The sequence below is a fragment of the Lactobacillus gallinarum DSM 10532 = JCM 2011 genome (assembly GCF_001434975.1).
GTDB classification, from domain to species: Bacteria; Bacillota; Bacilli; order Lactobacillales; family Lactobacillaceae; genus Lactobacillus; species Lactobacillus gallinarum.
The window spans coordinates 1-10396 of sequence record NZ_AZEL01000062.1 but is presented as its reverse complement, the minus strand read 5'-3'; the positions used below and the strand labels follow the sequence as shown (position 1 = coordinate 10396).

Sequence of the window (10396 nt, the reverse complement as noted above, 5' to 3'; positions counted from 1 at the left end):
TAAAGAAATAAATTTAAGGAATCATTCATCCTTACACAAACTATTTTACAGTCTCAAAGCTACAGCGAAGATTAACGAAAAAGCTGATAATGTCATCTTTTTAAGAAATAAAAAAATAGTTTCTGAAAGGGATGCAAATATTCAAACTGTTGATAAGCAAACTGTTAAAGAATATTTTGACAAGCAACATACAGATTTGATTAATAATCAAAAATATACTTATAATTCTACAGCTCTAAGCGAAGCAAAAGAAAAACTGAAGAAGATGCAAAGCGCTTCTGTAACTTATAATATCGCTGGTAAAAAATACACCTTAAAAGCTGAAGACTTAATTGGTGAAGTTACTTATAAGGATGGTAAGTATAAGTTCACTGATGTCAAAAACTTAACTAACAAACTTCATGACATCAATAAAGAAGTCCAAACGTTGAAAAAGAGCTATAAATTTATGGTACCTGTAGGCAATAAGGCTAAAGGCAAAACGGTCACTGTAACTAACGAAAGTTATGGTTGGGGCGTTTATGTAAAGAAAGCCCAAGCTGCTATAGAAAAGGCATTTATCGATGGTACTACAGAACTTGATGGCAGCAAATACATTTATGGCGATGGCTACAGTACTTATGCTCATGGTTATGGCAAGAGCAACAACGGTATCGGGAATAATTATGTTGTCGTTTCGATTAAAAACCAAGAATTATGGGTCGTTCGCAAAGGACGCGTTGTTGTTCATTTAAACGATGTAGTTACTGGTACTTTAGAGGGTGGAAAAGGCAACCAAACTCCAAAGGGTGTTTGGTACATCATGTATAAAGAGTCACCTAGCGTTTTACGCGGTTTCAATGACGACGGCTCCAAATACGCATCTAAAGTTCAATACTGGATGCCATTTACTTTAAGCGGCTGTGGCTTGCACGACGCTAGCTGGAGAAATGATTGGAGTAAGACTGCATACCTTCAAGGCGGCTCACATGGATGTGTTAACATTCGTCCTGCTGAAATTAGAAGCGTATGGAACAATGTTTCTACTAATGATGCCGTAATTGTTTACTAAGAAAATAAAAATAATGCTATTCAAATTTGAATGGCATTATTTTTTTGCGTAAAATTAGACATAAAGATATAGATTTTTGAGAGGTTTTTATGTTAATAATCGGAATCATTTGCTTAGTTATGGCGGCAATTTCATATTTAAGATGTTTAAGTATTAAGAACAATAACACGAAAAAAGATAATACTAAAACTAATGAAGCTAAATGGCAACGTAGTTTGGCAATTATTTTCTTAATCTTTGGTATTTTACTAGTAGTTTATAGCATCTATTTACGTAGATTTTAAAAATGACGTGAGATTATTCCCACGTCATTTTTCATATTCTAATGTACGCCTTCCATTAAGACGTTAATCTTCTTAATTAAAACAAACATAATAATCCCGAATACTACACTGACTACACCAACAGCCATGAAGTATGGCACTTCTGTTTTAGTTGAATAAAACTTAACGATTTGGGCATTAATTGCTTGTCCTGTCGCATCGGCCATAAACCACATACTCATCATCTGTGAGCGGAATGCATTTGGAGCAAGTTTGGTTGTAATTGACAAGCCAATTGGTGAAATCAACATTTCGGCAATTACAACGATAAACCATGAACCTACAAGCCAGAATGGACTTACTCTACCACTTGTACCAAAAAGCATACCTGGAAGAGCCATCCACATGTATGAAAGCCCGGCAAAGACAAGACCTGCCGCAAATTTCCCCGGTGCAGTTGGCTGCTTCTTCCAGTGTTCCCATAGCCATACAAATACTGGTGTCAAAATCATGATAAATAATGGGTTAAGAGATTGGAAGTTAGCCGCAGTAAAGTGCCAACCGCCGATATGTAAAACAGTTCTTTGTTCCGCAAATAATGCTAAAACAACTGAACCTGATTCTTCTATTCCCCAGAAAATAGCTGCGGCGAAGAATAATGGAATATATGCCTTAACTCTCGAACGTTCAATCTTAGTAACCTTTGAACTGCGAAGCATCATTACGAAGTAGTAAATTGGCAATGCAATAGCCAAGATAGTTAATAAGGTAATTACATTATCAACATTTAATTGTCCTACTCCAGCCATAACGGCTAAAACTGCAGCAATTGCAACGATAATAATGACACCCCACTTGATTACGTTAAGCAAATCGCCTTTATCAATAGGATCATTAGGTGTCAAACTTTCAGTTGATAGATATTTCTTTCCGCCAAGTACATATTGTACTAAACCAAAGAACATACCAACTGCAGCTAATGAAAATCCTGCATGGAAGTTCAACTGGCTACCAAAGATATGGAAGCCAAAACCTTCAGCTGCCCATGGAACAAGCCATGGAGCGATGAAGGAACCTAAGTTAATTCCGAAAACAAAAATACTAAAGCCGGCGTCACGACGGCGATCTTCAACAGAATAAAGACCACCAACCATATCAGACACATTTGGCTTTAACAATCCAGTTCCCACAACAATTAAAGCGATCGAACTGTATAACGCCGCTACACCAGCTGGCAAAGCTAAAACGATGTGTCCCAACATAATAAGCACACCGCCGTAAAAGACTGTTTTTCTAGAGCCCCATACTCTGTCAGAAAGCCAGCCTCCGACTAACGTTGATAAGTAAACAAGCGAACCATAGATTGACATGATTGAAGCAGCAGTAGTTTGAGACATTCCCAAACCACCTTTGGTAACTGCGTAGTACATGTAGAACAATAAGATAGCCCGCATGCCGTAGTAACTGAAACGCTCCCACATCTCAGTAAAGAATAAAGTGGACAAGCCCTTTGGCTGTCCAAAGAATGCTGTATTTGAATCTCGTTTACCCAAAGAAAAACTCCCTTCTTAATCTAAGGTAAGCAATAAAAATAATTATACCACGAAAAATAAGGACCTATCCTATTTACAGATAGATCCTTATTTCTTTACAAAAAAAGCGGTCATACGACCGCCCACGCTTTGCATGACTAAAGTCACGTTTAGCATACTCTTTTTCTCATTTGTGTTCTTCTGCATGAATTGCATTTAGTTCTTCATGAACACTTACAATTATATTACCTAATCAATTGCCTTAGCAACTGCATCATTAACAGCATCTTTTTCAGCTTCGATCAAGTTAACCTTACTTTCGATAACCTTAACATCCATCTTAATTTCACGACTAAGAAGTGGAACATTAATCTTTGGTTCAAAGAATTCCTTGAATTCCTTAAGTCTTGCTGGAGTGTGGAAGACACCTGTAGTAACAGTGATAAATGTAGCAAATTCCATGTCACCACCAACAGTCTTGTCAAGCCAATCCCAGTCTTCTCTGATCCAGTCCCAAGCTGCTTGTTGACCATGATGGTTAGCAAGTAAACCACGGTACCAACCACGTAAGTCTTGTGGCTTAACTACGTCAGCATTTTCAAAGTCGCCAACAATAGTCTTGATAGCTGCAGGATCTTGGGTGCTGGTTACAGCGCTGCGTAAGTCAACCTTGTATGATGGATCAGCTGTTCTTTGGTATTCCTTGATTAACTTATCAACTAATTCAGCATTGCCAAAGTTCTTTACTTCGTTAATCAAAACGTATGGACGAACATCTGCATTCAATGCTTCTAAGTTATCTTCATTTTCAGTAAAGATTTGGTGAGCTGCCTTAATTGAGTCTGCATTTTCAGCGTAAAGGCTGGCACTCAATTCGTATGGACGAATTTGAACATCTTCATCGCTTTCGCCTGGCTTTACTTCCCAGCCTAAACGTGCAACTTGATCCTTTGATAAGAGGTCATAAAGTTTCTTCAAGTTCTTTTCTTCATCTGATTCTGGTTCAACGAATTGACGAAGCTTAGCTGCAGTAGTGTAAAGTGCGTTAATTACCAAACTTGACTTAGAATCAGCAAATTTAACCAAAAGTGGAACAATTGAAGCGTAAGAAATTTGCTTACCTTCTGCCAAGAGACGTAAGTCTTGGAGCAATTGCAACTTGTCAATTGGGTCCAATTCATTAACATCTGCCAAGATATCATCAAGCAAAGTCTTATCATACTTAACGATGAAGTGTGAGTTGTTGCTAACATTAAGTCTAAGTGGGTGCCCTGCTTCTTCACGAAGTACCTTATAGTTGCCTAAGTCGATTTCCTTTTCAGACATAATCTTAGGTGCGTCAAAGTTAGCATTCAATGGAATTTGCCATTGTCTACCCTTGTCTTCACCTTCACCGATAAAGAATTGCTTTTGAGTAAGCTTCAAGTGACCGTCTTCATCAACAAAGGCATTAACTACTGGGTAACCTGGTTGCTTAAGCCATGAGTGCATGATCTTACCAATATCAAGATCAGTTGCAGTTGAAAGTGCATCCCAAAGATCATCACCAGTAGCATTGCCAAACTTGTGATGGTCGAAGTAGTACTTAAGACCCTTGCGAAGTGCGTCGTCACCAAGAAGTGAACGAACCATGACTAACATTCTTGAACCCTTAGCGTAAACGATGGCACCGTCAAAGACTGAGTCAATATCTGCTGGGTCATTAATTTCCATTTGAATTGGTTGAACACCATCAGTAGCATCTCTGTTCAATGCAGATGCAGCTTCACTAGTTTGGAACATTTCCCAGATGTGCCAGTCAGGTTCCAAACCATCAACTGATAAGTATTCCATCATGTTGGCAAAACTTTCGTTAAGCCATAAGTTGTCCCACCACTTCATGGTTACTAAGTCACCGAACCATTGGTGAGCTAATTCGTGGGTAATAACTGTAGCAACTAACTTCTTCATTTCTAAGCTAGTGTTGTCTGGATCAAGGAGTAAGTAAGCTTCACGGTAAGTTACAAGACCCCAGTTTTCCATGGCACCAGCTGAGAAGTCTGGTAATGCAAGTTGTAATGATTGTGGAAGTGGGTACTTAGTTTGGTAAAAGTCTTCGTAAAATTCAATTGCGCGCTTAGCAATATCTAGTCCAAAGTCCAATTCCTTAGGTTTGTGAGCCTTAGTTGCGTAAACACCAATCAAAACGCCATCCTTAGTGTGAGTAGTCTTTGATTGTAAGTCACCAAAGGCAAATGCGACAAGGTAGCTTGACATACGAACAGTTTCTTCAAAGTGGTGGTAGCCATCTTGATCAACTTCAACTTCTGGCATGTTGGCAAGTGCAACTTCACCATCTTCTTCATCCCACTTAAGGGCAAGGGTGAAGGTAGCCTTAGCTTCTGGTTCATCAACACATGGAAATGCTTGACGAGCAAAAGTAGTTTCAAATTGCGTACCGATAATTTGCTTCTTCTTGCCTTCTAATTCGTAGTATGAAGGGTAAATACCCATCATAGTGTCGGTAAGTGGTGCGCTATAAGCAATTTCGATTACGGCTCTGCCAGTTACGCCAGTTTCAATCTTGATTGCTTCGTCTTTTTCAACTACTTCAAAATCAACGTCCTTGCCATCAACCTTAACGCTGTCGATGGTCATAAACTTTTGATTAATGAATACTGGGTTTTCAATTACATCACCAGTAATCGTTGAAGTACCATTAATAGTCTTATTCTTACGGTTTACGTTAATGCGTAAATCGTAATGTTCTGGGTGGAAAATTTCATAAAAACGTTTAACTGCCATTTATTTTGCCTCCTATTAGCATAATTCACTCTAAATTTTACCAAAATATCAGTAAAAGCGCTCAAAAAAGGCAATTTCTTCCTGATTGTAAGAGTGACGTTTTCGTTTTGTAACATTGCTGTCATATAGACCTTGTAATATATAAGTATAGTCATTAAGAAATATATAAATTTTTTAAAAATAAGTTTTAATAAGGAATGAAATCAATGAGTAAACAAGTTAAATCTACTTTAGTTAAAATTTTTGCTGCATTAGCACTTGCCTTTGCATGTGTTGCAGTTGCACAAACTTTCGCTAACAATTCTACTAGCCAAAATGTTCAAGCTGCTAAGAAGAAGAAAATGTCTAAAAAAGAAAAAGCAGCTAAGAGATGGATCGCAATGCGTGAATCAGGCGGTAGCTACACTGCTAGAAACGGTTCATGTTACGGTAAGTACCAATTAAGCATCGGCTACTTACACGGTGACTTATCACCAAAGAACCAAGAACGTACTGCTGATAGATACGTTTACGGTCGTTACGGTTCATGGGTTAACGCTAAGAGATTTTGGTTAGCACATAACTGGTACTAAAATTAATTTATTCCTTAATTTCCAAAAAAACAGTCTAGTCAAGTTGACTAAGCTGTTTTTTCTTTATTGATGAATCCGGCCTTTTTAGTTTTTTGCTTGTTCCTCCTTCTTTCTTAAACATATGTTTGGTGTAATCTTAAAAAGAAAGGAGGGAACAAATGTGCTAACAGGGATCAAGTTAAGACTCTATCCTAATAAAACTCAACAAAACCAGCTTGAGCAGATGTTTGACAATGACCGTTTTGTTTGGAATCAAATGCTGGCTATGATGAATGAGCGCTATCAGAATAATAAGGATTTGCCTTTCTTGGGTAAATTTAAGCTGAATTATCTGCTTAAGCCGCTTAAAAAAGAATATCCTTTTTTGAAAAACAGCGATTCTTCAAGCTTGCAGGTAGTTAATGAATTTCTAACTCAGTCTTGGAAGAACTTCTTTCAAGATAAAAGTGGTCAAATTGACAAGCCTCGTTTTCATTCACGCAAGTATCTGAAAAGGTCTTATACTGGTAAATCGACTATCAGAATTGCAGGTAAAAGATATTTAAAGATTCCTAAATTAGGCTGTGTCAAAACCAGCAAGACTGGAGTTTTGCAAGATGTTAAGATTAAGCGCTACACTGTTCTGCTTGAACCAACAGGAAAATATTATTTGTCTCTACAGGTAGAAATATCTGAACCAGAGAAGTACAGCTTAACTGACAAACAAGTTGGAATTGATGTTGGGGTAGCTGATTTAGCAATTCTATCTAATGGTTTAAAGTACTCTAGTTTTGACAGTTCTTATTTTGAAAAGAAAGCTAGAATTTGGCAGAAAAAGTATTCTCGACGTAGACATTTAGCTAAATTACTAGTTTTACAAGATAAGAATAAAAGGGTACTTTGTCCTAGAAGCTTAGAGAGTTGCACTAATTGGCAAAAAGCACAAAAGTCAAAAGCCAGATGCCAAGCAAAAATAGCTAATCAGCGCAGAGATTACCTGCATAAATTAACTACGCATTTAGTTAAGCAATATGATGTAATTGCAATTGAAGATTTGAAAACCAAGAATCTTCAGAAAAATCATCACTTAGCCAAATCAATTGCCAATGCTTCATGGCGAATGTTTAGACAAATGCTGGAGTATAAGTGTGAATGGTATGGGAAAAAGCTAGTTGCAGTTGATCCTAAGAATACTTCCAGAATTTGTTCAAAATGTGGCTATAACAGTGGTGCTAAGCCATTAGAGATTCGTGAATGGACCTGTTCTAAGTGTCAAACTAAGCATGACCGAGATATTAATGCGGCAGTTAATATCTTGCATAAAGCAAAGCTAAATGGTCAGGGACTGGCCACGGTAACAAGCTGAGTTCCGTGAGTTAGGTATTTGAATAATTCAATGTAAGATCCTAAACACTACTCAGTGTTCCCAGAAATCCGGCACTTCAGTGCCGGTGTAGTTCATTCAAAATGATCTTGTTTAATTACCCGGTAGGTTGCAATTATTAATACCAGGATCGAGCAAGCCATTCCTACGTAGGCCATCGTCCCAATGTGAACAGCATTATTAGCCGCTTCTCTTGCCAGTTGGTTTTCCATAGCATAACCAACTACCCATTTACGCATTAAAACAGGAGTTAAGATAAAACTAAATGTGGTAATCAATGAAGTAATCAAAGTCACATTTCTAGAATATGGTTCTTTAAAAAATTGTGCTAATACACAAAAAGCTGGAGCAATCATCAAAAGCATGATCCACATAATAATCCAGCGACCAGAACTACTATTCATCATTTGCGCACTATTTGTGGCATAACGGTATGAACTCCAGAGCTGACCACCAGTGACTGTATTTAGTAAACTCAAAAAGTATGATCCTTGTTGACCATAATAGCCACCATTATTAGACAATACTCCTTGAATAATTTGGAAACTATCGGTTGACCCTGCCGATGAAAAGTCGACAGTTACCACTTGCTTCATATAGGTAGCTAAAAACATAGTAACTGAGCCACCTAATTCTAAAGCTCTCAGCATACTTAATTTTCTTGAAGCTTTTAGATGAAATTCAAGACTAAGTACTTGATGGGGATGATGACTGTGGCCGATGACGTATATTCCAACAATTACGACTGCCAATAAGATTAATAATCCCCACCATAATTTGATCATGGCAAGAAATAGTGCCAAGACAATAATTGCAACTGAAATATATGGTCGATCAGAAAAGATTGTCCAGAAATTGAGCTTTACGTGATTATAATTTTCACGTGAAAGATCGATTTTGGTATTAGCAGCAGGTTTAGGATTGCTAATTTTTTTGCTTCTAAATTCTTCACGACTATTTACTCTACTTTTAGAATAATTGATTCGTGATCGATCAGCACCATCTTGTCCATGTTCCTTCTTCATACGATATTCTCGCCGCGACATGTGTGCCATAAAGATAACTCCCTTCTAGAACCATTATCGTAGCACATTATTTCATTAATAATCTTTTTATTATAAAAAATTGGAAAAATATTTAATTTTTTGTATGTGCTAAAATAAACATTAAAACTTATTCTTATTTTTGAAAGAGATGACACTTTGACTACTATTAAATCACGCAATCTGCCTGCAGGTTGGCATAAGGCTTTTTATACTCTGTGGTTAGGTTGCTTCATCACTGGGATGGGCTACTCAATGACTATGCCCTTTATCTCACTGTTTATTTCTGATTTAGGTAATTATTCTAAGCTGCAAATCAACTTATACTCTGGGCTGGCATTCGCTATGACCTTTATTGCCCAGGCAATAGTTTCTCCATACTGGGGCAGCTTGGCTGACCGTAAAGGAAGAAAACTAATGTGTATGCGTGCATCCGGCGTTATGGCAATTACTATTACCTTGACTGGTTTTGCACCAAATGCGATTTATATCGTTGTCATGCGCTTCATTCAAGGGTCATTTTCTGGTTATATCAACAACGCTACGGCATTGATGGCCAGCGAAACGCCGCACGAACGTAGTGGATGGGTAATGAGTCAGATGATGACCGCTGGTACTGCTGGCAACTTGGTTGGTCCATTATTAGGTGGTGCCCTTTCTAGTTTCTTTGGCAATATCTTTGGCGGTGCATGGGGCTATCGTATTCCGTTCTTTATTACCGGTGTCTTGATGTTCATCGTATTTTTAGGAACAACATTCCTAGTTCATGAAGACTTTACTCCAATTTCTCGCGAAAAGATGAAGCCAATGGGCGAAATCATGAAGAGTTTGCCAAGTGTTAAATTAATTATCGTTATGTTCATCACTACGATGTTGGTTCAATCTTCAACTATGTCAATTGATCCTATCGTTTCATTATACGTAAAATCAATGATGCCTCATGGTTCTGATGTTGCATTTGTTGCTGGTATCGTAGCAGCAACGCCAGGACTTGGTACTTTGCTTGCTGCATCTAAGATTGGCCATAAGATGGATGAAATTGGGCCGTTACGCGTTTTGCGTGTAGGTTTAGTCATCGGCTTCATTTTATTTGCACCAATGGCTTTAACTAATAATCCGTGGATGCTTGCCTTCTTACGTTTCTTATTAGGTATTGCCAGTGCGGGGATGTTGCCTGCAGCTCAAACTGTTTTAACTTTGAATACACCTAAGGAAAGTTTCGGTCGAATTTTTAGTTATAATCAGTCTTTCCAAGCAGTAGGTGCAGTACTTGGATCATTAATGGGTTCTGCCATTTCTGGTTTTTCAAACTATGCGACTGTTTTCTGGGTAACCGGATTTACTTTATTATTGAACTTTATTTTAATTTTGATCTTCGCATGGGGTATTTCTTATCGAAATAAATAAGTAATCGCTTTCACTGCTTTTACTTTTAATCCATAACTGAAACTTGAAAGCACTAAAACTAGCCGGATCCATATTGGATCTGGCTTTTTGTCTCTTAAATTAGTTTTTAAGCTGTCCGCAGCTGCTGCTTTTGCATGAAAACCGGCAATAACTTAATAAAGTTGTCTAATATTTGTTCCACTGTGGCGGAGATCTCTGCTTTTACTTCTTTAAGAGCGATAAGCAGGTAGACCAATGCCTCTTCAAAGGCTAAATCAGGCAGCGCTTCATAATTATTTGTATAAATAATTTAAATAATTTTTTGAGTGCCACGCACAAAGTCTTAATAAAAATGGCTCTATGATAAATCCTGTTGATAGATTTCTATGATATTCTATCAAT

General features: G+C 37.7%; 8 protein-coding genes. 5 read left to right on the top strand and 3 right to left on the bottom strand.

Annotated features, from left to right (window positions below):
* Both FC37_RS08265 and FC37_RS08260 read left to right on the top strand, forming a co-directional pair.
* A partial coding sequence (locus FC37_RS08265) for a L,D-transpeptidase family protein (protein WP_056945601.1) occupies window positions 1-1051 on the top strand: 1051 nt, incomplete at its 5' end.
* An 89-nt stretch (window positions 1052-1140) separates the two neighbouring features.
* Complete coding sequence (locus tag FC37_RS08260; protein ID WP_025006416.1) at window positions 1141-1335, top strand: hypothetical protein; 195 nt, start codon at window positions 1141-1143, stop codon at window positions 1333-1335.
* Between the two features lie 38 nt (window positions 1336-1373).
* Here FC37_RS08260 and FC37_RS08255 read toward each other — a convergent pair whose 3' ends face one another.
* Window positions 1374-2867 (bottom strand): peptide MFS transporter, encoded by a 1494-nt coding sequence (locus tag FC37_RS08255; RefSeq protein ID WP_025006415.1) that lies wholly within the window; start codon window positions 2865-2867, stop codon window positions 1374-1376.
* 228 nt (window positions 2868-3095) lie between these two features.
* Window positions 3096-5630, bottom strand: coding sequence for a M1 family metallopeptidase (locus tag FC37_RS08250; protein WP_056945600.1), 2535 nt, complete (start codon window positions 5628-5630; stop codon window positions 3096-3098).
* A gap of 206 nt (window positions 5631-5836) precedes the next feature.
* On the opposite strand from FC37_RS08250, the gene FC37_RS08245 reads away from it, so the two are divergent.
* A complete protein-coding gene (locus FC37_RS08245; RefSeq protein WP_025006414.1) occupies window positions 5837-6202 on the top strand; it encodes an aggregation-promoting factor C-terminal-like domain-containing protein in 366 nt (121 codons plus the stop codon).
* 121 nt (window positions 6203-6323) lie between these two features.
* The gene (locus FC37_RS08240; protein WP_081776582.1) at window positions 6324-7547 is read left to right on the top strand and encodes an RNA-guided endonuclease TnpB family protein; all 1224 of its coding nucleotides are present in this window, start codon (window positions 6324-6326) and stop codon (window positions 7545-7547) included.
* Window positions 7548-7639: 92 nt separating this feature from the next.
* Here the strand turns inward: FC37_RS08240 and FC37_RS08235 are convergent, their stop codons facing one another.
* A complete protein-coding gene (locus FC37_RS08235; protein WP_025006412.1) occupies window positions 7640-8620 on the bottom strand; it encodes a hypothetical protein in 981 nt (326 codons plus the stop codon).
* A gap of 147 nt (window positions 8621-8767) precedes the next feature.
* Between FC37_RS08235 and FC37_RS08230 the strand changes: the two genes are divergently transcribed.
* Window positions 8768-10015 (top strand): MFS transporter, encoded by a 1248-nt coding sequence (locus FC37_RS08230; RefSeq protein WP_025006411.1) that lies wholly within the window; start codon window positions 8768-8770, stop codon window positions 10013-10015.
* Window positions 10016-10396 lie beyond the last annotated feature (381 nt).